Annotated in this window: 21 protein-coding genes; 12 read left to right on the forward strand and 9 right to left on the reverse strand. The window is 67.5% G+C overall.

Features of this window, described 5'->3' with window-relative positions; genetic code table 11:
- Positions 1 to 68: 68 nt before the first annotated feature.
- Entirely contained in the window at positions 69 to 1,031 is a 963-nt protein-coding gene (locus AB0K25_RS24545) for a TIGR03557 family F420-dependent LLM class oxidoreductase (RefSeq protein WP_363822929.1), read from the reverse strand.
- 394 nt (positions 1,032 to 1,425) lie between these two features.
- Here AB0K25_RS24545 and AB0K25_RS24550 point away from each other — a divergent pair, with 394 nt between their 5' ends.
- The gene (locus AB0K25_RS24550) at positions 1,426 to 2,817 is read left to right on the forward strand and encodes a cellulase family glycosylhydrolase (RefSeq protein WP_219468868.1); all 1,392 of its coding nucleotides are present in this window, start codon (positions 1,426 to 1,428) and stop codon (positions 2,815 to 2,817) included.
- Positions 2,818 to 2,903: 86 nt separating this feature from the next.
- Here AB0K25_RS24550 and AB0K25_RS24555 read toward each other — a convergent pair whose 3' ends face one another.
- From AB0K25_RS24555 to AB0K25_RS24570, 4 genes are all read right to left on the reverse strand, one after another.
- On the reverse strand, positions 2,904 to 5,042 hold the full coding sequence (locus AB0K25_RS24555; protein WP_357537961.1) for an alpha-galactosidase: 2,139 nt from the start codon (positions 5,040 to 5,042) through the stop codon (positions 2,904 to 2,906).
- A gap of 221 nt (positions 5,043 to 5,263) precedes the next feature.
- A complete protein-coding gene (locus tag AB0K25_RS24560) occupies positions 5,264 to 6,184 on the reverse strand; it encodes a carbohydrate ABC transporter permease (RefSeq protein WP_219468871.1) in 921 nt (306 codons plus the stop codon).
- Complete coding sequence (locus AB0K25_RS24565) at positions 6,181 to 7,140, reverse strand: sugar ABC transporter permease (protein ID WP_208569901.1); 960 nt, start codon at positions 7,138 to 7,140, stop codon at positions 6,181 to 6,183. The genes AB0K25_RS24560 and AB0K25_RS24565 overlap by 4 nt, the downstream gene beginning before the upstream one ends.
- Positions 7,141 to 7,162: 22 nt before the next feature.
- A complete protein-coding gene (locus tag AB0K25_RS24570) occupies positions 7,163 to 8,488 on the reverse strand; it encodes an ABC transporter substrate-binding protein (RefSeq protein ID WP_219468873.1) in 1,326 nt (441 codons plus the stop codon).
- Positions 8,489 to 8,764: 276 nt separating this feature from the next.
- Between AB0K25_RS24570 and AB0K25_RS24575 the strand changes: the two genes are divergently transcribed.
- Positions 8,765 to 10,810, forward strand: a complete 2,046-nt coding sequence (locus tag AB0K25_RS24575) for a beta-galactosidase (RefSeq protein ID WP_363822933.1) — start codon at positions 8,765 to 8,767, stop codon at positions 10,808 to 10,810.
- A 40-nt stretch (positions 10,811 to 10,850) separates the two neighbouring features.
- The gene (locus tag AB0K25_RS24580; RefSeq protein WP_363822935.1) at positions 10,851 to 11,627 is read left to right on the forward strand and encodes a DeoR/GlpR family DNA-binding transcription regulator; all 777 of its coding nucleotides are present in this window, start codon (positions 10,851 to 10,853) and stop codon (positions 11,625 to 11,627) included.
- Positions 11,628 to 11,642: 15 nt separating this feature from the next.
- Here AB0K25_RS24580 and AB0K25_RS24585 read toward each other — a convergent pair whose 3' ends face one another.
- Positions 11,643 to 11,873: a hypothetical protein gene (locus AB0K25_RS24585; protein WP_363823001.1), complete on the reverse strand. Its 231-nt coding sequence runs from the start codon at positions 11,871 to 11,873 to the stop codon at positions 11,643 to 11,645.
- Between the two features lie 101 nt (positions 11,874 to 11,974).
- Positions 11,975 to 12,232, reverse strand: a complete 258-nt coding sequence (locus tag AB0K25_RS24590; protein WP_363822937.1) for a DivIVA domain-containing protein — start codon at positions 12,230 to 12,232, stop codon at positions 11,975 to 11,977.
- Between the two features lie 430 nt (positions 12,233 to 12,662).
- Here AB0K25_RS24590 and AB0K25_RS24595 point away from each other — a divergent pair, with 430 nt between their 5' ends.
- Both AB0K25_RS24595 and AB0K25_RS24600 read left to right on the forward strand, forming a co-directional pair.
- Positions 12,663 to 13,535, forward strand: coding sequence for a helix-turn-helix transcriptional regulator (locus AB0K25_RS24595; RefSeq protein ID WP_363822940.1), 873 nt, complete (start codon positions 12,663 to 12,665; stop codon positions 13,533 to 13,535).
- A complete protein-coding gene (locus tag AB0K25_RS24600) occupies positions 13,532 to 13,753 on the forward strand; it encodes a DUF397 domain-containing protein (protein WP_363822942.1) in 222 nt (73 codons plus the stop codon). Before AB0K25_RS24595 ends, AB0K25_RS24600 begins: the two co-directional genes overlap by 4 nt.
- Before the next feature lie 304 nt (positions 13,754 to 14,057).
- On the opposite strand, the gene AB0K25_RS24605 is transcribed toward AB0K25_RS24600, so the two are convergent.
- Positions 14,058 to 17,147, reverse strand: coding sequence for an ATP-binding protein (locus tag AB0K25_RS24605; RefSeq protein WP_363822944.1), 3,090 nt, complete (start codon positions 17,145 to 17,147; stop codon positions 14,058 to 14,060).
- Between the two features lie 173 nt (positions 17,148 to 17,320).
- On the opposite strand from AB0K25_RS24605, the gene AB0K25_RS24610 reads away from it, so the two are divergent.
- The 4 genes from AB0K25_RS24610 (at position 17,321) to AB0K25_RS24625 (ending at position 20,243) form a co-directional block, all read left to right on the forward strand.
- A complete protein-coding gene (locus tag AB0K25_RS24610; protein WP_363822947.1) occupies positions 17,321 to 17,803 on the forward strand; it encodes a hypothetical protein in 483 nt (160 codons plus the stop codon).
- Positions 17,804 to 18,739: 936 nt separating this feature from the next.
- Entirely contained in the window at positions 18,740 to 19,084 is a 345-nt protein-coding gene (locus AB0K25_RS24615) for a hypothetical protein (RefSeq protein ID WP_363822949.1), read from the forward strand.
- A 126-nt stretch (positions 19,085 to 19,210) separates the two neighbouring features.
- Positions 19,211 to 19,771, forward strand: a complete 561-nt coding sequence (locus AB0K25_RS24620; RefSeq protein ID WP_363822952.1) for a DinB family protein — start codon at positions 19,211 to 19,213, stop codon at positions 19,769 to 19,771.
- Between the two features lie 130 nt (positions 19,772 to 19,901).
- Positions 19,902 to 20,243, forward strand: coding sequence for a hypothetical protein (locus AB0K25_RS24625; RefSeq protein WP_363823004.1), 342 nt, complete (start codon positions 19,902 to 19,904; stop codon positions 20,241 to 20,243).
- Between the two features lie 57 nt (positions 20,244 to 20,300).
- Here AB0K25_RS24625 and AB0K25_RS24630 read toward each other — a convergent pair whose 3' ends face one another.
- Complete coding sequence (locus AB0K25_RS24630; RefSeq protein ID WP_357537989.1) at positions 20,301 to 21,155, reverse strand: alpha/beta hydrolase; 855 nt, start codon at positions 21,153 to 21,155, stop codon at positions 20,301 to 20,303.
- Between the two features lie 53 nt (positions 21,156 to 21,208).
- Between AB0K25_RS24630 and AB0K25_RS24635 the strand changes: the two genes are divergently transcribed.
- The 3 genes from AB0K25_RS24635 (at position 21,209) to AB0K25_RS24645 (ending at position 24,261) form a co-directional block, all read left to right on the forward strand.
- Positions 21,209 to 21,877: a TetR/AcrR family transcriptional regulator gene (locus AB0K25_RS24635; protein ID WP_357537991.1), complete on the forward strand. Its 669-nt coding sequence runs from the start codon at positions 21,209 to 21,211 to the stop codon at positions 21,875 to 21,877.
- Between the two features lie 72 nt (positions 21,878 to 21,949).
- A complete protein-coding gene (locus tag AB0K25_RS24640; protein ID WP_363822956.1) occupies positions 21,950 to 23,215 on the forward strand; it encodes a multidrug effflux MFS transporter in 1,266 nt (421 codons plus the stop codon).
- A gap of 65 nt (positions 23,216 to 23,280) precedes the next feature.
- On the forward strand, positions 23,281 to 24,261 hold the full coding sequence (locus AB0K25_RS24645) for a sporulation protein (protein ID WP_357537995.1): 981 nt from the start codon (positions 23,281 to 23,283) through the stop codon (positions 24,259 to 24,261).
- Positions 24,262 to 24,414 lie beyond the last annotated feature (153 nt).

Consider the following 24,414-nt stretch of genomic DNA (forward strand, 5'->3'; position numbering starts at 1 on the left):
TGGCTCGGCCGGGTCGGCGTGGCCGGCGGCCAGGACGGGGTGACCGTTCCTGCCGCCGGCCACGGCGGTCACAGGTCGCGGAGCCGGGGCAGTAGCTGCTCCTGCGCCCAGTCGAGGAACATCGGCTGGCTGTCCCCGCCGACCTGCACGATCGCCACGTGCGTGAAACCGGCGTCGACGAAGGCGCGGAACGCCTCGACGTGCCGTTCGACGTCCGGACCGCAGGGGATACCGTCGGCGACGTCCTCCTCCCGGACGAACTGGGTGGCGGCGGCGAAGGCATCCGGGTCTGGCAGGTCGGCGTTGACCTTCCAACCGTTGCCGAACCAGCGGAACTGGTCGTGCACGATCTTGCGGCACTCGGCCTCGTCGGGGCCGTAGCAGATGGCCACCTGGCCGTAGCGGGGCTGCCCGGCGCCGCCCGCGTCGTCATAGAGCTGGATGATCCGGGAGTCGGGTTCGGTGGCGACGATGCCGTCGGCGTACTCGGCGGCGAGGGCGGCAGACGACGGTCCGGATGCGGCGACGGCCATCGGTACGGGGCGCCCTGGCCGGTCCCAGACGTAGGCGTCGGGGACGTCGAAGTGGTTGCCGGAGAAGGTCAGCGTCTCGCCGTTGAGTAGCGGGCGGATGATCTGGAGCGCCTCGGAGAACATCTCGTGCCGCTGCTGCACGTGCGGCCAGCCGCCGACCACGTGTTCGTTGAGGTTCTCCCCGGCGCCGAGGCCGAGGGTGAACCGCCCGTCGGAGAGCACCCCGATGGTGCTGGCCTTCTGCGCCACCACCGCCGGGTGGTAGCGGCGGATCGGGCAGGTCACGAAGGACATCAGCTCGGCCCGGCTGGTGGCGTGGGCGACCGCGCCCAGCACCGACCAGGCGTACGGGGAGTGGCCCTGCGCGTCGAGCCACGGGTAGTAGTGGTCGGACATGACCAGCTGGTCGAAGCCGGCTGCCTCCGCCCGTACCGCGTGGTCGACCAACTGCTTGGGGCCGGTCTGTTCGCACATCAGGGTGTAGCCGACGCGGACCATCCTGGTTTCTCCTCCCGGGCGACGATCGTCACCGGATACCCCTGCGCGACGCCGGTCAACCTCGCCGGTGCGGCCGGCTCGCCCGACCGGGTGACCCTTGACGGTCCCGGGAGGGGGGTCTAGGGTCCGACTTAACCGGTTCAGGCTGGTGGTGTCGCATCCTGTGGTGGGGATGACTGCCCCCTGTGGCGGCCCATGGTCGGTGTGGGTCGCCACAGGCCCGGCGGGAAACGCGTCAGCAACTTAACCGGTTGCCTTCCCGGCTCCATCGGCATACGCTGATCCGCACGCGGCCAGGGAGTTCCGGCGGCGGCTGTCGGGCTGCAGCCGAGCGCCACCCACCAGCATCGCCACCCCGCCAGGGCAACGGGGTCGACCCTTCCTGAGGAAACCCATGAAGAAGCGACTTTCCGTCGCCGGTGTCGCCCTGCTCACCGTCCTCGCCGCCGTGTTCGCCTTCGGTCAGCCGGCCCAGGCCGCAGCCGGTTTCACGGTCTCCGGTGGCAAGCTCTACGACGCGAACGGCAACGAGTTCATCATGCGTGGTGTCAACCACGCCCACACCTGGTACCCGCAGCAGACCACCTCCTTCGCCAACATCAAGGCGCTCGGTGCGAACACCGTGCGGGTGGTCCTGGCCAGCGGTGACCGCTGGACCAAGAACACCGCCGCCGACGTCAGCAACGTCATCTCGCTCTGCAAGGCCAACAAGCTGATCTGCGTGCTGGAGGTGCACGACACCACCGGCTACGGCGAGCAGGCCGGGGCGATCACCCTGGACCGGGCGGTCGACTACTGGCTGAGCATCGCCAGCGCCCTGCAGGGCCAGGAGCGGTACGTCATCGTCAACATCGGCAACGAGCCGTACGGCAACCAGGGCTACGCCACCTGGGCCACCGACAACGCCAACGCGATCAAGCGGCTGCGGGCCGGCGGCATCACCCACACGATCATGGTGGACGCCCCGAACTGGGGTCAGGACTGGTCGTTCACCATGCGCGACAACGCGGCCGGGGTGTTCGCCGCCGACCCGCAGAAGAACACCGTCTTCTCGATCCACATGTACGGCGTCTTCGACACCGCCGCCGAGATCAGCGACTACCTGGGCCGGTTCCGCACCGCCAAGCTGCCCATCGTGGTCGGCGAGTTCGGTTTCGACCACTCCGACGGCAACCCCGACGAGGACACCATCCTGTCGTACACCCAGGCCAACGGGATCGGTTACCTCGGCTGGTCGTGGAGCGGCAACGGCGGTGGCGTGGAGTACCTCGACATGACCACCAACTTCAACCCGGCCGCCCTGACCACCTGGGGGCAGCGGATCTTCAACGGCGTCAACGGCATCAAGTCGACCGCGAAGGAGGCGTCGGTCTACTCCGGCACCACCCCGACGACGCCGCCCACCACGCCGCCGACCACCCCGCCCACGACCCCGCCGACCAGCCCGCCGCCCACCACCCCGCCGGTCACGACCCCGCCGGCGACCGGTGGCTGCACCGCGACGTACACGATCATCGGTTCGTGGCAGGGCGGGTTCCAGGGTGAGGTCAAGGTGACCGCCGGCAGCGCGGCCATCAACGGCTGGACGACGAAGTGGACCTACGCCAACGGCCAGACCGTCAGCCAGGCCTGGAACGCGACGCTGAGCAGCAGCGGCAGCACGGTGACCGCGCGCAACGTCGACTACAACGGCCGGCTCGGTGCCGGGGCCAGCGCGGCCTTCGGTTTCATCGGCAGTTGGACCGGCAGCAACCCGGCCCCCACGGTGACCTGCACCGCGAGCTGACCGCCTCCGCAGCACCGGTGGCCGGGTCCCCTGGGGCCCGGCCACCATCGTCCTCGCCGGGGTGGCGCCCTGCCTCCGGCGGCCGGTCAGTCGACCGCGTCGACCTCCAGCAGCAGGGCCTGTTCCGGGTGCAGGGCCGGCAGGTGCAGACCCACCGTCGCCAGCACCGCGCCGCCCAGCGTCACGCCGGGCAGCCAGCGGGGTTCGGTGATCTGCATCGCCGCCGGCTGCGGCACCCCATCGGCGGGCCGGACGGCGTAGCGGCGGGTCGGGTCGAGGCCGGGCAGGCGGACCGGGCCGGGGGTCTGCGTGCCGGAGGTGGCCACCCGGGACACCGCGTACACGGCGCGGGAGCGGTCGTGGGCGACCACGCCGTGCGCCTGTACGGCCGGGTCCGGATGATCGAACCGCACCACCCGCCCGGTGTGCAGTAGCGGCCGGAGCCGCTTGTGCAGGGCCACCCAGGCGGTCAGCTCGGCCCGCTCCTCGGCGTCGATCGCGACGATGTCCCATTCGATGCCGTGGTGGCCGAAGAGCGCGGTGACCGCCCGGAAGCCCAGGGTGTGCACCCGGCCGGTGGTGTGCGAACGCCCCGGGCCGATGTGTGTGCCGACCAGTTCCGGGGGCAGCAGCAGGCCGGTCCAGCGTTGGATGGACAGCCGTTCCAGGGCGTCGTTGGTGTCGCTGGCCCAGACCCGGTCGGTGCGCCGCAGGATCTCCAGGTCGACCCGGGCCCCGCCGGACGAGCAGCTCTCGATCTCCAGGTGCGGGTGCCGGGCGCGTAGCTCGTCGAAGAGCCGGTAGGCCGCCAGGGTCTGCGCGTGCACCCCGGGCCGGCCGGCGTGCCCGGCCTCGGTGAGGTCCCGGTTGTGGTCCCACTTGAGGTAACTGATCCCCGGGTTCCCGGTGAGCAGCGCGTCGAGCCGACCGAGCAGGTGCGCGTACGCCGCCGGGTTGGCCAGGTCCAGCACCTGCTGGTGCCGCCACGGCAGGGGTAGCCGGCCGGGGGCGGCGAGCACCCAGTCGGGGTGGGCGCGGTACAGCTCCGAGTCGGGGTTGACCATCTCCGGTTCGACCCAGAGCCCGAACTGCATGCCGTGCCCGCGAACATGCTCGATGAGCGGCCCCAGGCCGGCGGGCCAGACGTCGGCGTCGACCTGCCAGTCGCCCAGGCCGGCCCGGTCGTGCCGGCGGCCGGTGAACCAGCCGTCGTCGAGGACGAACCGCTCGACCCCCACCTCGGCGGCCCGGTCGGCGAGGGTCCGCAACCGGTCCAGGTCGTGGTCGAAGTAGACCGCCTCCCAGACGTTGAGGGTGACCGGGCGCGGCGTGCGAGGGTGGCCGGGTCGGGCCCGCAGGTGGGTGTGCAGCAGGTCGCTGAGCCCGTCCAGCCCGGCGGGGGAGTGCACCGCGTAGAGCAGCGGGGTGGCGTACTCGTCGCCGGGGCCGAGGACGATCTCGCCGGGGGCGAGCAGTTCCCCGCCGCCCAGGGTGGACTCCCCGGTCGGGCGGCGTTCGGCGACGGTCACGTGGTCGCCGCTCCACGCGGTGTGCACCGCCCACACCTCGCCGTGGCCGAAGCCGAACCCGGCGGTGCCGGCGACCAGCAGCAGGGTGGCGTCGTGCCCGGTGCGGCCGTGCCGCCCCTCGCGGACCCACGCGCCCTGCGACCATGTGTGCCGTTGCGGTGCGCGTTCGCGGCACCAGCGCCCGGTGAGGTCGAGCAGTTCGGTGGCGACCGGCGGCACGGGCAGCACCGGCGTCAGCTCGCGTACCTCGTAGGGTTGGTCGGCGTCGTTGCGCAGCCGGTGCCGCACGGTCAGCACCCCGACCGGGTCGAGGGTGATCTCGACGGTCAGGGTCAACCCGACGCCCGGGTCCGTCGCCCGCACGCTCACCCGCGCCGCCCCACCCGGGTCGTCGACGTCGAGGCTGTCGAGCCGGAATGCGGTGGACCAGTCGTGGCCGGCGCGGTGGCCGGCGAGGCCGGGCCGGCCGCTCCAGCCGGCGCTCGCCTCGGGCAGCAGGGACAGCACGGTCGGCGCGTCGAAGCTGCTCGGCACCACCGGCGGCACGGTGGCGTCGACCAGGGCCGGCAGGTCGTCGGCGGGCACCGGACCGAGGTCGGCCCCCCAGTGCACGATCCGGGGCAGTCCCGGGCCGCGCGCGTCGAGCACCAGGCTGGTGCGGCCCCGGCGCAGGTGAAGCACGGTGGGAAGGGTCATGGCGCTCATCTCCGGATCCGGGCACGTCGGCGGTACGGGCACGTCGGCGGCGTCGTCACTGTCGTTGCGGCGGCCAGGGGGACATCATTCGCGTGAGAGCGATATGCCTGGCGGTCATATTTATGCCTGACAGGCATATCGCTCTCATGTAAATCCATGTCCCCCCGCGCAGTCGGATACCCCAGCGCCGGGCCAGTGCCGGTGGGGGCGGGACGGTCGGGTCAGCCTTTGGACGCGCCCAGGGTCAGGCCCTTGACGAACTGCTTCTGCAACAGGAAGAAGATCACCAGGGTGGGGATGGCGACCAGCACCGAGCCGGCCGACACCAGGTTGTTGTCGGTGAAGAACTCGCCGCGCAGGTTGTTCAGCGAGCTGGTGACCGGGAACTTGTCGCCGGTGCGCATCAGCACGGTGGCCCAGAAGAACTCGTTGTAGATCCAGGTCACCTCCAGGGTGGCCAGCGCCGCCAGCGCCGGCCGGCACAGCGGCATGGTCACCTGCCAGTACTGCCGCCAGATGCTCGCCCCGTCCACCATGGCCGCCTCGTAGAGGTCGCGGGGCAGCGCCTTCATGTAGTTGCTGAGCACGAAGACGCAGAAGCCGCACTGGAAGGCGACGTTGACCAGGATCAGCCCCCAGTAGCTGTCGTAGAGCAGCTCGGAGTCGCTCATGAACTCCGGCAGCGGCACCTCGGTGAAGATCCGGAACAGCGGGATCAGCAACGCCTGCTGGGGCAGCAGGTTGGCGGCGGTGAACAGCCCGAGCAGGACGATGTTGAGTTTCCAGCTGAACCGGGCGATCACGAACGCCACGCACGAGGCGAGGAACAGGGTCAGCAGCACCGCCGGGACGGTGATGTAGACCGAGTTGAGGAAGTGCTTGCCGAACTCGGCGGTCCGCCAGGCGGTGACGTAGTTGTCGAGCGTCCAGCCGCCGAACGAGACGTACCCGTTGGCGGCGGTGTACTCGTAGGAGCGCAGTGAGGTCAGCACCGCCCAGAGGATCGGGAAGAGCCAACCGACGGCGACCGCGCCGAGGAACAGGTGCAGCGCCACCCGGGCGGGGCGCAGCGGCCGACGGCGCGGGGCGGCCTCGGACGCCGGCTCCGAGGTCGGCGGACGGGTCGTGGTCGACGCGCTCATCGCCGGTTCTCCCTCATGACGACGGCCAGGTAGACGGTGATGAAGACCAGCGAGACGGCCAGCATGATCGTCGCCAGGGCGGAGCCGAAGCCGATCCGGCTGGCCTCGCCGACGACGTTCTGGGTGACCAGGGCGGAGATCAGCTCCAGGCCGTTGCGCCCCTTGTTGATCACCCAGACCAGGTCGAACGCGCGCAGCGACTCGATCACCGTCACCACCAGCACGATGATGTTGATGGGCCGCAGCACCGGGAAGATCACCCGGAAGAAGGTGCTGGTCTCCGACGCCCCGTCGACCGAGGCGGCCTCCCGCAGTGACGGGTCGACGCCCTTGAGCCCGGCCAGGTAGAGCAGCATGATGTAGCCGACGTGCCGCCAGCCGGCCGCGACCAGCACCGCCCAGATGTTGACGTTCGGGTCGCCGTACCAGTCGGTCTGGCTGCCCAGGACGGCGTTGAGTAGACCCTGGTCCCGGGAGTAGATGAGCTGCCAGACGAAACCGATCAGCGCCAGCGACAGCACCACCGGCAGGTAGAGCGCGGTCTGGTAGAACCGGCTGCCGCGGATCTCCTTGTCGAGGAGCACGGCGAGGAACATCCCGAACGGGGTGGCGACCACGAACAGTGCGGCCAGCCAGAGCAGGTTGTTCTGCATCGCCGGCACGAACGGCGGGTAGATGTTGACCACGTCGGAGTAGTTCCGGCCACCGACCCAGTCGATCTCGCTCAGCGGGCCGATGCCGTCCCAGTCGGTGCCGGAGAGCGCCACGGTGGCCAGCGCGGGAAACCAGACCAGGGCGACCACCAGCAGCAGCGGTACGAGCACCATCAGCGTGATCACCACGCGGTCGGTGCGGGACAGGAGCCGTAGCCGCCGACCACGACCACCCCGGGTGGGGGTGGCCGGGGTCGGTGCCGGTACGGCGTGATCCGCTTGGATCAGGGGCAGGTCGGACACGACGGTCCTCCCCCTCTCGCCGTCAGCTGGTGAAGATCGACTTTTTCTGGTTCTCGATGCTGTTGACCAGCCCGTCGATGTCCTTGGGGTTCTTGATGAACTGCTGGAGCGCCGGGATGATCACCGTGGAGGCGAAGTCCGGCCGGGTGTCGCGGTCGAGGAACTGGGCGATCTCGGTGGCCGAGCCGACCAGCTCGGCGGCCTTCTTCTGCAGGGCGGTGTAGCCGCTGGTGTCCGCGCCGCTGTTGGCGACGAGGGTGGTCGGGTCGTTCTTCACCGTGATGTCGGCGGCCTCCTTGGAGCCGACGAACTCCAGCAGTTTCTTGGCGTTGGCCTCGGACTTCGGCTTGCGGGCCAGCATGTAGCCGTCGATCGGCGCGTCCAGCGCCTTGGCCCCGATGGCCGGGTCGATCTCGGGGAAGGTGAAGAAGTCGATGTCGTCCTGCTCGTCGTTGCCGAACTGCTGGGCGACGAAGAGACCGAGCAGGTACATGCCGCTCTTCTTCTGCTGCAACGACTGGGCGGCCTCCTGCCAGGTGCGGCCCAGGCTGTCCGGCTGGTGCAGCGGCAGCAGCCCGGCCCAGGTGTCGAAGACCTTCTTGACCTTGTCGGAGGTCCACGCCTCCTTGCCGGCCATCAGGTCGATGTGGAACTGGTAGCCGTTGATGCGCAGGTTGAGGATGTCGAAGGTGCCCATCGCCGGCCAGCCGTCCTTGTCGGCGAAGGCGATCGGGGTGAGCCCGTCCCGCTTCATCTGCGCGCTGAGGGCGGTGAGCTGGTCGAGTGTGGTCGGCACCTGGTAGCCGTGCTGCTTCCAGACCGACTTGCGGTAGAACATCGCCCACGGGTAGTACGACGACGGCACGAAGTACTGCTTGCCGTCGTCCCCGGTGGACGCCTTCTTGAACGCGTCGGAGTAGCCGGAGAGCTTGCCCCACAGGTCGCTGATGTCGCCGGCCAGGCCCTTCGCGGCGAAGAAGCGCATCCGGTAGCCGGCGAACCACATGAACACGTCGTCCGGCTTGCCCTGGAGGTAGTTGTTGATGTTCTCCTGGTAGGTGTTGTGGTCGACGGTGTTGATGCTGGCCGTGATGCCGGACGAGGTCTTGAACCCGTCCATCACCTTGGCGATGACCCCCTTGGGCTGCGGGTCGGACTGGTTGGAGCCGAGCGACACCTCCTTGCTGTCGCTGCCCGACCCGGAGTCGGAGCCACAGCCGGCGAGCAGCCCGGTGCCGAGCAGCGCGCCCGCGCCGACCCCGGTGAGCAGGGAGCGTCGTCCGATGCCGGCGACGGAGGACGGTACGAGCCGGGAGAGGTACTCGGCTTCGGTGCGGGGACGGGACATGGTGCCTCCTGCGGATGAAGAGGTGCGCTGCGCCCGAGGGCCGTCAGTGGTGGGGGAGGGAGTGGGGAATGCCAACATAGATCCACCGAGAATGAACATTGGCCAACACAAACTCCCGGTGGCGCTTGAAGCTACCCGTCCGTGCGGCCCTGTCAAGAGGGCAGCTCCGGATCGGTATCGGAGCGTTGGCAGGTGGCCTGGGAGGTAAACGTTGGAAAATCCGCTCGTGTTGGAAAGTGTTGACTTGATCGACCGCTAGGGGCACGCTCTGCTCTCATGCGGCAACACGGCAGCTGGCAGGGCGACGGGATCTACTTCGGCGCCGACTACAACCCCGAGCAGTGGCCCGAGCAGGTCTGGGCCGACGACGTCGCGCTCATGCGCCGGGCCGGCGTCAACCTCGTCTCGGTCGGAATCTTCTCCTGGGCCCTGCTCGAACCGTCCCCCGGGCGGTACGAGTTCGACTGGCTCGACCGCGCCCTCGACGTCCTGCACGCCGGCGGCATCCACGTCGACCTGGCCACCGCCACCGCCAGTCCGCCCCCGTGGCTGGCCCACCGGCACCCCGAGACGCTGCCGCGTGGCGTCGACGGCACCGTGCGGTGGCCCGGCGGGCGGCAGGCCTATTGCCCCAGCTCGCCGATCTTCCGCCAGCGTTCGCTGGCCCTGGTCGAGGCGGTCGCCGACCGGTACGCCGAGCACCCCGCCGTGGTGATGTGGCACGTCTCCAACGAGCTGGGCTGCCACAACGTGCACTGCTACTGCGACGTCAGCGCCGATGCGTTCCGGGAGTGGCTGCGGGAGCGCTACGGCGACCTCGACCGGCTCAACGACGCCTGGGGCACCACCTTCTGGAGCCAGCACTACTACGACTGGGCCGAGATCAACCCGCCCCGGGCGACGCTGACCATCGCCAACCCCACCCAGCAGCTCGACTTCCTCCGCTTCTCCTCCGACGAGCAGCGCGCCCAGCTCCGCGCCGAGCGGGAGGTGCTCAAGCGGCGGGTCCGCCAGCCGGTCACCACCAACTTCATGATCGGCATGGCCAAGCACATGGACTACCACTCGTGGACGTCCGACGTGGACCTGGTGTCCAACGACCACTACCTCATGGCCACCGACCCGTACGCCCACCTCGGCCTGTCGTTCGCCGCCGACCAGACCCGCAGCGTCGCCGGTGGTGGCCCGTGGCTGCTGATGGAGCACTCCACCAGCGCGGTCAACTGGCAGCCCCGCAACGTCGCCAAGACCCCCGGTCAGCTGCGCCGCAACAGCCTCACCCACGTGGCGCGCGGCGCCGACGGGGTGCTGTTCTTCCAGTGGCGGGCCTCCCGGGCCGGCGCGGAGAAGTTCCACTCCGCCCTGGTCCCGCACGCCGGAGCGGACACCAAGGTCTTCGACGAGGTCTGCCGGCTCGGCGCCGACCTCAAGGCCCTCGCCGAGGTACGCGGCAGCCGGGTCGAGGCCGAGGTGGCGATCCTGTTCGACTGGGAGGCGTGGTGGGGCGTCGAGCTGGACTCCCACCCCAGCGTCGACGTCACCTACACCGACCGGATGCGGGCGCTCTACGACGCGGTGTGGCGGGCCGGGGTCACCGCCGACGTGGTGCATCCGTCGGCCGACCTGTCCGGCTACCGGCTGGTCCTCGTCCCCACCCTCTACCTGGTCCGCGACGCCGACGCCGAGGCGCTGCGCCGGTATGTCGCCGGGGGCGGGACGGCGCTGGTGACCTACTTCAGCGGGATCGTCGACGAGCACGACCACATCCGGCTCGGCGGCTACCCGGGCGCGTTCCGGGAGCTGCTCGGGGTGCGTACCGAGGAGTTCTTCCCGCTGTTGGCCGGTGAGCAGGTGACCCTCGACGACGGGTCCACCGCCGACGTGTGGACCGAGTGGCTGCACCCGGAGGGTGCCGAGGTGGTGGCGTCCTACGAGGACGGGCCGCTGCCCGGGGTACCCGCGCTGACCCGGCACCGGGTCGGCGACGGCTCCGCCTGGTACCTGGCCACCCGGCTCGACGAGGCGGCCACCGACGCCCTGGTGGGCCGGCTGCTCACCGAGGCCGGTGCCCGCCCGCCGGTTGCCGCCCCGCCCGGCGTCGAGGTGGTCCGCCGCCGGGCCGACGACCGGTCCTGGCTGTTCGTGGTCAACCACACCGACGCCGAGGCGACCCTCGACGTGACCGGCACCGACCTGCTCACCGGGCAGCCCTGCGGCGGGACGCTGCGGGTGCCCGCCGGGGAGGTGGCCGTGGTCCGGGAGGAGCAGGCGGCGACGGGAGCGGTCCCAGCGGTGGAACCGCCCCCGGCCGCAGCGGCCTGAGCTGCGTACCGTTCCCTCGTCCGCGCGGTTGGGAGGTTCGATGCTCGCTCAGCAACGGCAGAACGCCATCCTGGAGCTGATCCGGCAGCGCGGCGGGGTGCGGGTCAGCCACCTGGTCAGCCGGTTCGGCGTCTCCGACATGACGATCCGCCGCGACCTGGAGGTGCTGGCCGAGCGGGGGCTTGTCGACAAGGTGCACGGCGGGGCGACCCTGGCCGGCCCCGGGTCGGCCGAGGAACCCGGCTTCGCCGCGAAGTCGATCCGTCAGCAGGATGAGAAACGGGCCATCGCCGGCCGGGCCGCCCGGATGGTCGAGCCCGGCATGGCCGTCGCGCTGTCGGCCGGCACCACCACCGCCGCGCTGGCCACCCTGCTCGGCGACGTCCCCGGGCTGACCGTGGTGACCAACTCGATCCCGGTCGCCGACGCGCTCTACCAGAATCCGCGCGTCGACCAGACGGTGGTGCTGACCGGCGGCATCCGTACCCCGTCGGACGCGCTGACCGGGCCGGTGGCCGAGGCGGCCATCCGTACCCTCAATGTGGATCTGCTCTTTCTCGGCGTGCACGGGATGAGCCCGCGCACCGGCTTCACCACCCCCAACCTGCTGGAGGCGGCGGTCAACCGGCGGCTGATCGGCGCGGCCCGGCACCTGGTGGTGCTGGCCGACCACACCAAGTGGGAGACGATCGGCATCGCCACCATCGCCCCGCTGGCCGAGGCCGACCTGCTGATCACCGACGCCGGGCTGCCGCCCGACGGCCGCCAGCAGATCGGCGAGCAGGTGGGTGAGCTGGTCGTCGTCGAGGTCGACTGACCCCGGCCGCCCGGCTCACCGGTCGGGGTCGCACGGCCCGTCGTGGTCGGCCCGCGCCAGGCAGCGCCGGCGGTCCGGCATGATCCGGTCACAGAACACCCACCGTCGTACGTGCTGGTCGTCCTCGGCGGACACGGTGGCCCCGGCGATCTCGACCCCCGGCACCAACGCCAACGACCGCGCCAGCGTGTACGCGAAACGCAGCGCCTGATCCTCAGCCGTGACCGTGACGGGCAGGTGCAGCACGTAGCGTGGACCGTCGTCCCTGCCGGTGTTGCTCCCGGCGGTGGTCGTGCTGTCGGCGGCGGTCGGGGGGACCGCCTGCTCACCGGGTGCCGGGTGATGGCTCACCACTGACCCCGGTTGGCCTGGGCGCTGCGGCGGTCCCGCAGCAGCCGTTTGAGCCTGGTGTTCTCCCCGGTCAGCCGGGTCACCTCCTGATGCAGGCTGGCCAGCTCCAGAGCGACCCGGAGCAGGAACCGGCGTACCTCCCGGGGGTCGAGGCCACGACGGCCGAAGCCGGCGGTGGGGAACTGGTGGTCGCGGACCAGGACCGGATGCAGCCGGGCCGGCAGGGTGCCGTCGGGGCGGGCGTCGCGGATCATCGGTCGCCTCCTGGTGGGTGCTCGATGGAGCGGCCCTGCCGTTTCGGGCAGGACCGCCCCGCCCGGCGACCGCAGCCTCATTCGGCGGTACGGCGGCCGGGCTGCCGTTGGTATGTGCAGGTGTCGTGCGGTACGGGGTCGCGGTGACCCCGGCCGCCGTGATAGATATTCAGCAAGTCGGTCGGAGCCGACAGACGAATGCGAATGCGGCTCCACGTAGAGGCCCGACGAGATCCGGTATGCGGCTGCCACCCGCGAGGCCGTCTCTCGTCACCTTCTCGGCTGTTGGCACAGCCGCGGTTACTGCGCTTGCACCGGGCGTCCCCGGGGGCCGGTGATCACCCTCACCCGAAGGCCACATTTCCAGTGGCCTCCGTGTTGGTGCAACCACACCAACGGATTTCTTTCACTGGAACCCGGAGAGGTGAGCATGGCCGCAAAGAGAGAAGCGTTCGTCCACACCTTGCGCGCGCAGTGGCTCGGTCAGCAGATGCGCGAGCTGCGGGAGAAACGCGGCCTGACCCTCAAGTACGTCGCGAAGTTCCTGGAGCGGGACTTCTCGTCACTGGCCCGGTACGAGCGGGCCGAGTGGCCGTTCCGCCGGGATCTTGTAGTGGAGCTACTTGATCTCTATGGCGTCTACGACGAGCGCGAGCGCGATCGGTTGATCCAGCTCGCCCAGGATGCCTGGCGGGTGGATCGTTGGGACAACAGCTTCGACCGGACGATCTACGACACGTCCTTCATCGACTTTCCCTGGCTGGAGTCGAGAGCGAACCAGGTCTGTACCTACGCGTCGCTGTTGATCCCTGGGCTACTCCAGACCAGGGACTACGCCGAAGCCGTCATCAGGAACGCGGAGCCGAGCTCGACCAGCGAGAGTCAGATCCGCAAGTGGGTGCAACTGCGAATAGACCGGCAACGCCTCCTTGAGGGGCCTTCCGCGACCAACCTTGCGGTGATCGTCGAAGAGTCCGCGCTCCGTCGCCCGGTGATGAGCCGTGGAGTGATGGCCGCCCAGCTCGCCCATCTGGGCCAGATGTTGACCAGGCCGACGATCGAGGTAAGGGTGCTGGCGGCCTCGCTGGGGCTCCACGCCGGCCTCGATGGAACCTTCTGGCTGTTTAAGATGCCTGCCCCATACTCCGACGTGGCGCACGCTGAAACTCTGGGCGGCCGGCTGTTCATGGAATCGGACAAGGCCCTGCGGTACGTTCACGCGTACGATCGCCTCCGGGAGGCCGCACTCAGCGTGAGCGAGTCGGCGAAGCTGATCGCAGCACTCGCAGAGGAGCTGTCATGAGCGAGATCATGCCTGAAGTGGCGTGGCACATCAGTACCAGGAGCCCGGACAACGGAGGTAACTGCGTGGAGGCGGGGCCGCTGCTTGATGGCTCTGGTCGGGTGGCTGTGCGGCACAGCAAGGCGCGTGACGCGGCGACGATCGTCTACACGGCCGACGAGTGGGCGGCCTTCGTTGACGGCGTCAAGGTCGGCGAGTTCGACTTCAACAACCGCTGACAGCAGAGGGAGGGGTTGCACCTCAAGCATCAGCCAGATCGCGTCGGCCGGGACCGGAGGGCAGACGCCTTCCGGTCCCGGCCGGCCTGCCGACGATGTTCTGCGTGTATGCCTGATAGAAGGCGAGGCCAGTGCCGGGAAACTTGAATGTCTCGACGGCGGCTGTGGGCGACCCGGTGCTGCTGATCGCTGAACCATCTACCGGAGACCTCGCCTACTTCCGACCTTCCAGGCGGAATACCCTCAAGCCGGCTTAAGCCCTGGCGCGGACTTTGACACAGGCTCTTGACGGCTGGCACGGGCGCTACCAGTACTCTTTCCGGTACGAACGCCAGCAGTCGTACAAAGAACCCTCGATAGCGCCGAGCGCATCGAGTACCGAATCTCGGTCAACCAGCTCGAAGAAGCCAAAGTTGTCAAGCTCTGACACCACCTCGTGAGCTTTGCTGGCGCTAATCTTCGAACGTGCGGCGGCTTGACGCATGGTCGGTCCGTATCTTTCTACCTTTTGAGCGGCCACTGCGGCTGTTAGGCCCCCAAGCCAGAGCAGGTCCGTTTCACTAACATCTTGTGAGCTCGCCTTAATCGAGCGAAGAGGGTGCGATTCGAGCAGAAACGTCTCAGTCCCTATGGCGACACTTTCGAATCGCCCATCAATTTCGCACTGAACGTCGCGATTCAGAATCCAAAAACTGTCAGCCCTTAACCGCTCAGATCGTTCGAGCAGTCGATGTGTTACCTCAGAGACGCGCGCAGAAGTTGGGGAAGATAGACAAATCCAACGTGGTGCATGATCGTTCCTTAAGCGGAACCGGACTTCAAGAATCTCGCCATCTAGCTTGGGAGATATCTCGCTGATTTCCCACTGGTCAAGCAGCCACCTGCCGAAAGGCGTCGACGGGGACCAGCTACAAAGCAGGGGGACATCTGGCACGATCTCTCCTGGCATACCTGCAAAACCGAGAAGTGACCTAAGCGTTGCTTGGGTTGGAAGTGATGCCAAAAAATTCTCTGTACGAGACGTAAGTGGTCCCTCTAAGGCGGCAATCTCAGGAAGTTTCGCTAACTCGCTTAGCGAAACTAGCTGACGCCCTTCATCTGACTCAATCAGATACGCTGTCACCTTATCTACGCCATCAGGAGTGCGATTATATTTGCCCCTTTGCGCCGTCTGCAGGATTGGCTGCGCAAGATGGTTAGCCTCCGCGGCAGCCCGAGTGGCCGAAAACCCCCGCGAGAGGTGCAGGCTTCGGATCTCTTCGTTGATATGTCCAATCAGGGCCGACTGCACGAAACCACTCAACGATCGATGAGCTTCCGATGGTTCGATTCCGGTGCGTGCTACGTTTGTTCTGATCGCGTCGTTATTGGTGACATCCACCAAGGCCCATACAGAGCCTGGCCCAGCGTAACCGGGCGGGGATGTCGTAACCCTAATCCCCTCGACACATGTTCCTGGTGGAATGAGTCGGTCGCTCTGGCTAGCACTCGAATGAGGATTGAGCCGCGAACTAGAGGGATAGTGGAGAATTGATGATTGCTTGAATGTTTTACTCCACCGCGTGACGTAGGCCATCTGCGCACAATCGATTTTTTCCATCCGAACTTCGGCGGCACCATCTTGCCAAAATTCAACGGAATTCTTTAACGCAGCTTCAACGCTGTCAAAGCCGACGTGAGTGAAGGATGGGCTGTCGTCCATGTATAAGCGCACATCGCACCTGGGTACAAGGATCCAGTGGCGCAGAATCTTCTCCACGTCGCCCAGCCTTGCGCTCGGCCTAATGCGCATCCTAACAGACGTGCCATGAGATTTGCTTAGGTTAGGCACTTGACTATCATCTTTTGACAATAGCCGGATAAGGTACTTTCCATGAACTGACCGGAGGGTAAGTTCTCGTGCCTTATCTTCGTCGGGGTGGCACGTGACGACTCGCACTTCATCCGCAACCATAAAAGCAGAAAGAACACCGATACCGAATCGGCTAATCGAGGTAAAGTTTGGGTTCTGCCGCTTGAACTGGGGGTCCTGGTAACGGGATGAACCTACGCGAAGAAAATTACCTTCGACTTCGGTCTGAGTCATCCCAGTTCCATTATCTGTCACTTCTAGGACTCGGCGTTCTCGACTCCAGCGTATCTCGACCTGTGGACTATAATTAGCGCTATTCAGGAACTGATACAGCCTCACTGCGTCAATGGCGTTTTGTACTATCTCTCGAACGGCAACATTACTGTTGTTGTAGAGAGTGTGACCAGTAAGAAGATCGAGAACCTTGTGTTGGTCAATCTGAAACTCGAACGGTTCTGTGATGAATCCATCAGCCACAACACTGTCCGCATTTATTGCTTTCCAGGGAAAGCGATGAGGAGTATCCTCATTGATGTTCGATGCTTCAGCCCAGCGATAGCTTTGCTTAATCTCGGAGTCTGCGTACCTCAAGTAGGACGTTAGCGCAAAGAAACCTTCTTCTTCTGTGAACTCTGCATGCACTTCGATGGTGTCGCGAGGCGCTTGGCGGTTGACCTGTCCATCGTTATTTCGAGCAGGCATGGATCGTACAGTTACAACAGCGTTCTGCTTCGCCCACTCCACCTGGCTAATAGGGTTGCTAGGGTTAATGAAGCGCATCGCCACCGACGGCGCCCGATCTTTCCGAATGTGCAGCAAATCTGCTGAGCGCAGCATAATTGCTACGTACTGAACGTTTGCTGTCTCAGCTTCGGCTTGACCGTAAGGCTTATCTACTCTGTACTTTCCGGTGTCATTAAGGTCCGCAAGGTGATGGCTCTCGCAAACCAGCGCGAGATCTTTCAGAAACGGCTGACCAACTCCACCGATACATTCTTTTATCTGCTCAACTAGAGCGGGATCAAAGCCTAGAGAGGCATCCGGTTCTCCAGCGATCCAGGAGCGGACCCTCCTCGCATGGTTCTCCCGAACGAACTCTTGGTACAAGAACTTATCTCTATCCGCCTCGTGCTCAATTTCGCCTACCCGTGATCTGTAATCACTATCCTGTGCGCCCTTCGCAGCCTGAATGTCGCTCACATAATCGCCGAAGGCTGAGGAACTGCGCCGATTATACTCGGCCTCGGTTACTAATAGGCCGAAATCGTGGAAGTACGTGGCTAGAGTAAGCAATAGCCAGTCGGCTGACGACATCTTCTTTTGGGTATCATCAGGAATAAGCCAATTGTAAAGGCCCAGCATTCCGTCTACGTGAGATATATCATGCTTCGTGTATTCCTGGAAGATTCCGAGACGACCAAAGTGAGATAAAGCTTCCGCGACTTCCGATCTAATCTTTACAAGATTTATCCCACTAAAGGCCGACAGGGCTGTGGCTTCCTGCGCGCGAAGCTCAGCCGTCGTCATCAGGGGGGGAGTCATGGCCTTGGGTCTCCTTCAAGCATAGTTCAGATGCCCCGCAGGGTAATCCCGCCAGATTAGCGATGTCATACGCGGCAGAGATGGGCTGTGGTGTGTCGGATTCACGACACTAGGGCTGATGTCTCCCGCGTACCTGGTTCCCTCGTAGGCTCCACGTACGAAAGGTCCTTGCAGTGAGATGCAATCAGTCTTACCTAGATGGTACAAGTGCAGTCTCTGAGCTGCATGTGGAGCGTTACAAGTTCATCTTGCAGCAACTGCATTCGCTCAATGAGAACGTTTACAAGATCCTTGGCATTTACCAAAGTCTCTCAACTGTGCTTGCTGGTGCGGGAGTTGCCCTCTTCGTTGGCTATAGGAAATGGGAATTATCTCCCGAACTTGCGAGATCTGGAATGATTGGAATTGCTACACTTCTCACCATTGCTGCATCGTTTACAATCCTTTTGATTGTCGTTGGCATGGTTTCGTGGTTTGACTACAGAAATGAAGAGTATCATTTCTTGACCGAAGTCTGCGGTCTTGCTTTTCGGAGTAAGCCATCACTTCGGAATATCTTTCGCTGGTATGAACCGCATGTCATTGGGTTCATTATCATCTCAACGCTGGCTTTGTGGATGCTTGTTGTCTTGCTTATGTTGCCGGTAATGAAATAGGACGCCATTTTATAGCAAACCCTTTCCGCATTACTGCCCCCTCATTCCGTTTTTAAGAGTCGAAGTTCATAAGGCTCATGTCGCCGCTTGGTGACGGGTGGCGTAAGTTGGATGTCACGCCTCGGGAACTATGTCCTGCCCCGGGTCGATGGAGACTCTTCAACAAACCCGGGGCTTGAAACCGTGTCACCTGGGCGGAGCTATTTCGCCTCGCACCAGAGTGCGGGATACCAGCGGGGGGCGCCTCCCGTCGACGGCAACCCGCGTCGGGTGTGTGACGGCGATGGTCTCGACCGCATCAGCCAGGCGGTCGAGCAACTCGTCGCGGGTGCCCTGGTCCATGTCCCGTCCCGCCGCTCGGTGTGGAAGACCCGATGACCGTTCCCTCTGCCGCCCCGCCCGTCGTCCACCAGCTGACCAGCACGTCGTGACTTTATCGTCGGGCCGGCCGGGCCCGGTCGTACGAAATTCGGTGTCGCTGGCGTTGCGGAGCCCGGTATACCCGGGAGATGCGCGAAGAAGTGCTGCCCGGCGGTAACACCACGGGCGCCGTGTTGATCGACGGTGTCGTACACAAGCGGGCGTCGCGGTGGACGGCCACCGTGCACGCGGTGCTGCGACATCTGGAGGACGCCGGGTTCGACGCCGCTCCCCGCGCGCTCGGCTTCGACGACCGGGGGCGCGAGATGCTCAGCTATCTGCCGGGGGAGACGATCGGCGGCCGGGAGCCCTGGCCCGACTGGGCGTCGGCCGACGCGATGCTGGTCCAGGTCGGCCGGTGGCTGCGCCGGGTCCACGACCTGACCGCCGGTTTCACGCCGCCGCCTGACGAGTGCTGGTTCGTCGGCCGCACGATGGGCCCCGGGCTGGTCGTCGGGCACCAGGATGCGTCCCCCTACAACGCGGTGGTGGACGGTGACCGGCTGGTCGGGTTCTGTGACTGGGACACCGCCGGCCCGTCGTCCCGGGACTGGGCTGGCGTTCTCCGCGCTGACCTGGGTGCCGCTCGCGTCGCCGCGCGACGGCAGGCCGTTGACCGACGGCGACCTGCGCGAGCGGGCCCGCCGGTTGCGTCTGCTGCTCGACGCGTACGGCTACGGGGGCGACCGGGGTGGGTTCGCCGCCGCCGTGCCGCAGCGGGCCCGCCGGCAGGCGGACGTGATCCGTCACCTGGCCGCCGCCGGGGATGCTGCCACGACCGCCCTGCTGCCCATCACGGCACTGCTCGAACGGTCCGCGACCGACGTCGAGGCCCTTCCGGCGGCCTTCTGGACGCGGTGACCGCACTCGTGGGCGGAGACGCCACCACCAGCGACTCGCTCTTGCCGAGGTGAGCGCGTCGACAACAACACGGACGCCCACGGAAACGGGTTTGGCAGGATTGCAGCCATCGGGAAGGGTGCACGCATGACCGGTCAGCGGCACGTCGGTTACCACGGCATGTGGGCGGAACCCGAAGCGGACCCCAGGTCCGCCGTCAGCCCTGAGGGCGAACTGGCAACCATCCGTGGCTACCTGTCCAATTACCGCCTGACGCTGGGCATGAAGTGCGAAGACCTCTCACCGGAGCAGTTGGCCTCCCGGTCGGTGCCGCCGTCGACGATGAGCCTGCTCGGCCTGCTCCGCCACATGGCCGCCGTGGAGCACAACTGGTTCTACCGGATCCTGCAGGGCAACCTGAACGCGCCGCCGCTCTACTGGTCCACCGAGGAACCCGACCGGGACTTCGACGGTGCGGTGGCTGACCCGAACGTCGTGGACGATGCGTTCACCACCTGGCGAGAACAGATCGCCATGGCTGACAGGTGGCTGGATTCGGTGACCGATCTCGGCGCGATGGTCAGCATGGCCAACGGCGAGCAGGTCAGCGTCCGCGACATCCTGATCCACATGGTCGAGGAGTACGCGCGGCACTGTGGCCACGCGGACCTGCTCCGCGAATGCATCGATGGACGTACGGGCCAGTAGCCGCCCGACGAGGGGTGCGCAACCCCGTGGATCGTCGCGGACGAGTTCTGGGCCGAGGTCGAAGGCGGAGGTGCGGCTACCGTGGTGAGGGGGCACTACGGGAGGAACGGGTTTGACCGAGGGGTGCACGGTGACGGTGTGCCGGGACTGTTGCTGCGGCAGCCGGACCAAGCACCCGACGGTCGATCACGACGCGCAGCTCGACGGTCTGCGAGAGGCTCTGGAGCCGGATCATCGAGTGCGGACCAGTCTGTGCCTGGACGTGTGCGCGCAGTCCAACGTGATGGTGGTGCAGCCCAGTCCGGCCGCGCGACGCCACGGGGCGCGGCCGGTCTGGTTCGGACTTGTCGCCGACGATGCCGTGGTAGCTGATCTGGTCGCCTGGGTTCGGGCCGGTGGTCCGGGTGTGGCGGCGTTGCCGGCCGTGCTGGAGTTGTCGGTGATCACGTCGCCGGTGCTCACCGGTCGGTGAGGGCGGGCGGGTCGGCGTGACCGGCTGAGGCCGGCCCGCCTGCTGTCCGCCGGCTGGTCAGGAGCGGGCCCGCTGCGAGGTGACCGGGGTGGTGAAGAAGTCGGCGAGCGCGTCGACCAGGTGCTGCGGGGCCCGGTTGAGGGCGTCGTGACCGGCGCGCGGCACCACCAGCGTGCGGGCGTGCGGTAGCGCCCCGGCCAGCGCCTCGTTGATCGGCCGGTAATAGGGCGGGCCACTGCCGCCGTAGGCCAGCAGCACCTCGGCGGTGATGCCGGCCCACCGCTGCGGCGAGCTGTCGTGCTGCTGGATCAGCGCGCTCTCGTCGAGGGTGGTCGGCAGCAGGTCGCCCATGGTGCGCCCGATCGTCGTACGCAGGAACAGCCGGCAGATGGCCACCTGGACGGCCAGTGGCAGGCGCGACGTGGCCGACTGGGTGTTGAGGCCGGCCCCGGTGATCGCCAGGGCGCGGGCGATGTCGCCCGCGTGTGCCGCCGCGCGGGCGGCGGGCACCCAGTCGAGGGGGAACAGGCCGTTGACCTGGACCGCCGGGTCATAGAGAGCGAGGCGGTCGATCGGCAGTCCACGGGCGGCGGCGCGCAGGGCCACGAAGCCGCCGCCGCTGTGGCCGAGCACGTTGCCGACCCCGGTGGCGGTCAGCAGCGCGGCGAGGTCGTCGACGTCCTGCTCGCCGTCGTAGGGCTCGGCGCGGGCCGCCGCGTCGGCCCGGCCGCGACGGTTGTAGAGGTGCACGGTGAACCGGTCGGCCAGCCGCACCGCCAGTCGGCGGTAGACCTCGATGGTGACGCCACCGCCGTGCACCACGATGATGCCCGGCCCGCTGCCGGTGGAGTGGAGCACGATCTCGGCGTCGTCGGCCGCCGGTACCCGTTGCTCGGTCCAGTGCTGTTGCATGTCGTCCTCCCCAACAAAACTGCGAACACCGTTTGCAGTTTTAGAGTGTAGCGGTGACCTCACCCGACGAGCCAGCGCGTACCCCGATCTGGTCCCGGCCGGCCCGTGGGCAGCGCGGGCCCGCGCCGACACACACCCGGGACGAGATCGTCGCCGCCGCGATCGCGACCGCCGACGCCGACGGCATCGGCGCGGTCTCCATGCGGGCGGTCGCCGCCGCGCTGCACACCGGCGCCGGCTCGCTCTACCGCTACCTGTCCTCCCGCGACGACCTGCTCGACCTGATGGTCGACCGGGCGGCGGGGGAGTTGCGCCCCTACCCGGAGGCCGGCGACGACTGGCTCGACACCATGCTGCGCCTCGCCCGGCGGCAACTCGACCTCTACCGCCGGCACCCCTGGCTGGTGGAGGTTCTGCCCCGGCCGACCGCCCCCGGCCCGCAGAGCCTGGCCTGGTTCGACCACTGCCTGGCCGTCCTGCGGCCGGTGCCGGCCGCGACCACCACCAAGTTCGAGGCGATCGCCATGATGACCGGGGTGACGTCGCTGTTCGCCCGGCAGGAGTCCGCCGCCCCGCCGGTCGGCTTCGCCGGCACCGACCTGGCGGCCTACCCGAACCTGGTCGCCGCCGTCACCGACCCGTCACCGTCCGCGCCCCGCGACCTCTTCGCGACGACGGTACGCAGCGTCCTGCGCGGCCTGCTCGTCGACGACGCCGGATAGGCTCGGACGCGCCTGATGGCGGCCCGACACCACAACCCTGCGCCCGCCCGGTCACGGGACTACGGTCCATGGGTGACACCTCCGCGGGTCGAGACGCCGTCCGGGTCGCACCGGCCCGGCCGGGTGGCGGGTAGGCCCTCCATGATCGCGCTGGTGCTGCTGACCGGGGTCGGGCCGTTCGCCACCGACGCGTACATCGCCGCCCTACCCGAACTGCGGCGCTCCCTGGACACCAGCGCCACCATGGCGCAGCTGACCCTGACCGCGTTCATCATCGGCGTGGCCGCCGGTCAGCTCCTGCTCGGCCCGGTCAGCGACGTACGGGGCCGGCGCGGCATCGTCCTGGTGAGCACCGTGAGTTTCGTGCTGCTGTCGCTGCTCTGCGCCGCCGCCCCGACCGCCGGGGTGCTGGTGCTCGCCCGGCTCGGGCAGGGGATCGCGGCCGGCACCGGGGTGGCGCTCGGCCGGGCGATGGTGACCGACGCGTGGCAGGGCGACCAGGCCGCCGCCCGGTTCGGCAGCATCGCCTCGGTGACGTTCCTCGGCCCGGTGCTGGCACCGGCCGTCGGCGGGGTGATCCTCGACCACGGCACCTGGCGTACCGTCTTCGTCGCCCTCACCGGGCTGGGGGCGGCGATGGCGGTGGCCGCGCTGGTCGGCCTGCCGGAGACGCTGCCCGCGCACCGCCGGCACGACGGCGGCCCACGCCCGGCGCTGGCGCGGATGGCCGGCCTGCTGCGCGACCGGACGGTGCTCACCAACCTGATCGTGCTCTGCCTGGCCATCGCCGGGTTCTTCACCTACATCGGCGGCTCGGCGTTCGTCTTCCAGACCGCCTACCGGGTGGACGAGTCCCGATACACCCTCATCTTCGCCACCAACGCCGCCGGCATGGCCGCCGCCGGGCTGCTGTTCCGGGTGTTGGTCAGGCGGGTAGGAGCCGGCCGGTTGCGGGCCGCCGGGCTCGCCGCGTCCACCGTGGCCACCCTCGTGCTGCTCGTCGTCGCCCTGGTCGACCGGGAGGCCGGGTGGCCGCTGGCCGTGCCGTGGACGCTGCTCGCCGTGGTGGTCGCCGGCATGGGTCTGACCCTGCCGGCCAGCACCGCGCTGACGCAGGAGGCCGGCCGGCGTTCCGCCGGCACCACCGCCGCGCTCCAGGGTGGTCTGGGTTTCCTCGCGGGCGCGCTGGTCACACCCCTCACCGGCCTCCTCGGGTACGCGAGCCTGCTGCCGATGGCGGCGGCCATGGCGGTCTTCTTCGTGGTGGCCTGCGTGATGCTGGTGCTGCTGGCCCGCCCCGGTGCGTCCTTTCAGGCACTTCACAGTCCTGGCAATTAGGGTGCGGCGGGTAACCGTGCGTGCTCCACGGTGGAGTACGCGCCGACCGTGAAGCGGGAGTTCCGATGGTCTTCAAAAAGATGCTGAGCGCGTTCGGGGTCGGTGGGCCCAGCGTCGACACCGTCCTGGCCAACCCGAACACCCGGCCCGGCCTGACCCTCGACGGCAACGTGAACCTGGTCGGCGGGGACGCCCCCGCCAACATCGAGCAGGTCGTCATCGGCCTGGTCACCCGGGTCGAGATCGAGGGCGGCGACAGCGAGTACGCCGGCGTCATGGAGTTCCACCGGATGGTGGTCAGCGGCCCGCTCCAGCTCGCGCCGAAGCAGCAGCTCGCCCTCCCGTTCCAGCTGCCGGTGCCGTGGGAGACCCCGATCACCGACGTATACGGTCAGCGTCTGCACGGCATGACCATGGGGCTGCGTACCGAGCTGGCGATCGCCCGCGCGGTCGACAAGAGCGACCTCGACCAGGTCAACGTCCACCCGCTGCCGGTGCACGAGCACATCCTCGGCGCGTTCCAGCAGCTCGGTTTCCGGTTCAAGCACGCCGACCTGGAGCGGGGTCACATCCGGGGCTCCCAGCAGACGTTGCCGTTCTACCAGGAGATCGAGTTCTTCGCCGCACCCCAGTACGCGCAGGCCATCACCGAGCTGGAGCTGACCTTCGTGACCGGCCCGCACGGGGTCGAGGTGGTGCTGGAGTGCGACAAGCGGGGTGGTTTCCTCAGCTCCGGGCACGACGTCTTCGGCCGCTACACCGTCTCCCACACCGACGTCGACCGGGTCGACTGGGTCCAGGTCGTCGACGGCTGGCTGCGCGAGACCACCTCCACGTACGGCAACCTGCGCGCCTCCTCCGGATACGGTGCCCCCACCCACGGCTACCCGATGCACGGCCACGGCCACCACGGCCGGGGCCCGGGGATGGGCGGCGTGGTGGCCGGTGCGGCGCTCGGTGTCGCCGGTGGCCTGGTCGCCGGTGAACTGATCGAGGACGCCTTCGAGGGCGACGACGACGGCGGCGACTTCGGCGGCGACGAGTGAACTGAGGTCACGTCCGGCGGACGGGCCGTCGCCGGGCGGGTCCCTGGTCCGGTGTGGACACACCGGGACGGCCGGACCCTGCTCGGCGGTCCCCCAGAGCAGCGATGGCCCCCGGGAGCAATCCCGGGGGCCATCGTCCCGCGCAGCTCGCGC

Origin of the sequence: Micromonospora sp. NPDC049257 (assembly GCF_040678915.1) — a bacterium.
GTDB classification, from domain to species: Bacteria; Actinomycetota; Actinomycetes; order Mycobacteriales; family Micromonosporaceae; genus Micromonospora; species Micromonospora antibiotica.

What these genes read in the sequence shown, in the direction of transcription:
- AB0K25_RS24545 (WP_363822929.1), bottom strand. Translation starts at nt 1,031, where the DNA reads ATGGTCCGCGTCGGCTACACCCTGATGTGCGAACAGACCGGCCCCAAG.
- AB0K25_RS24550 (WP_219468868.1), top strand. Translation starts at nt 1,426, where the DNA reads ATGAAGAAGCGACTTTCCGTCGCCGGTGTCGCCCTGCTCACCGTCCTC.
- AB0K25_RS24555 (WP_357537961.1), bottom strand. Translation starts at nt 5,042, where the DNA reads ATGACCCTTCCCACCGTGCTTCACCTGCGCCGGGGCCGCACCAGCCTG.
- AB0K25_RS24560 (WP_219468871.1), bottom strand. Translation starts at nt 6,184, where the DNA reads ATGAGCGCGTCGACCACGACCCGTCCGCCGACCTCGGAGCCGGCGTCC.
- AB0K25_RS24570 (WP_219468873.1), bottom strand. Translation starts at nt 8,488, where the DNA reads ATGTCCCGTCCCCGCACCGAAGCCGAGTACCTCTCCCGGCTCGTACCG.
- AB0K25_RS24575 (WP_363822933.1), top strand. Translation starts at nt 8,765, where the DNA reads ATGCGGCAACACGGCAGCTGGCAGGGCGACGGGATCTACTTCGGCGCC.
- AB0K25_RS24580 (WP_363822935.1), top strand. Translation starts at nt 10,851, where the DNA reads ATGCTCGCTCAGCAACGGCAGAACGCCATCCTGGAGCTGATCCGGCAG.
- AB0K25_RS24590 (WP_363822937.1), bottom strand. Translation starts at nt 12,232, where the DNA reads ATGATCCGCGACGCCCGCCCCGACGGCACCCTGCCGGCCCGGCTGCAT.
- AB0K25_RS24595 (WP_363822940.1), top strand. Translation starts at nt 12,663, where the DNA reads ATGGCCGCAAAGAGAGAAGCGTTCGTCCACACCTTGCGCGCGCAGTGG.
- AB0K25_RS24600 (WP_363822942.1), top strand. Translation starts at nt 13,532, where the DNA reads ATGAGCGAGATCATGCCTGAAGTGGCGTGGCACATCAGTACCAGGAGC.
- AB0K25_RS24605 (WP_363822944.1), bottom strand. Translation starts at nt 17,147, where the DNA reads ATGACTCCCCCCCTGATGACGACGGCTGAGCTTCGCGCGCAGGAAGCC.
- AB0K25_RS24620 (WP_363822952.1), top strand. Translation starts at nt 19,211, where the DNA reads ATGACCGGTCAGCGGCACGTCGGTTACCACGGCATGTGGGCGGAACCC.
- AB0K25_RS24630 (WP_357537989.1), bottom strand. Translation starts at nt 21,155, where the DNA reads ATGCAACAGCACTGGACCGAGCAACGGGTACCGGCGGCCGACGACGCC.
- AB0K25_RS24645 (WP_357537995.1), top strand. Translation starts at nt 23,281, where the DNA reads ATGGTCTTCAAAAAGATGCTGAGCGCGTTCGGGGTCGGTGGGCCCAGC.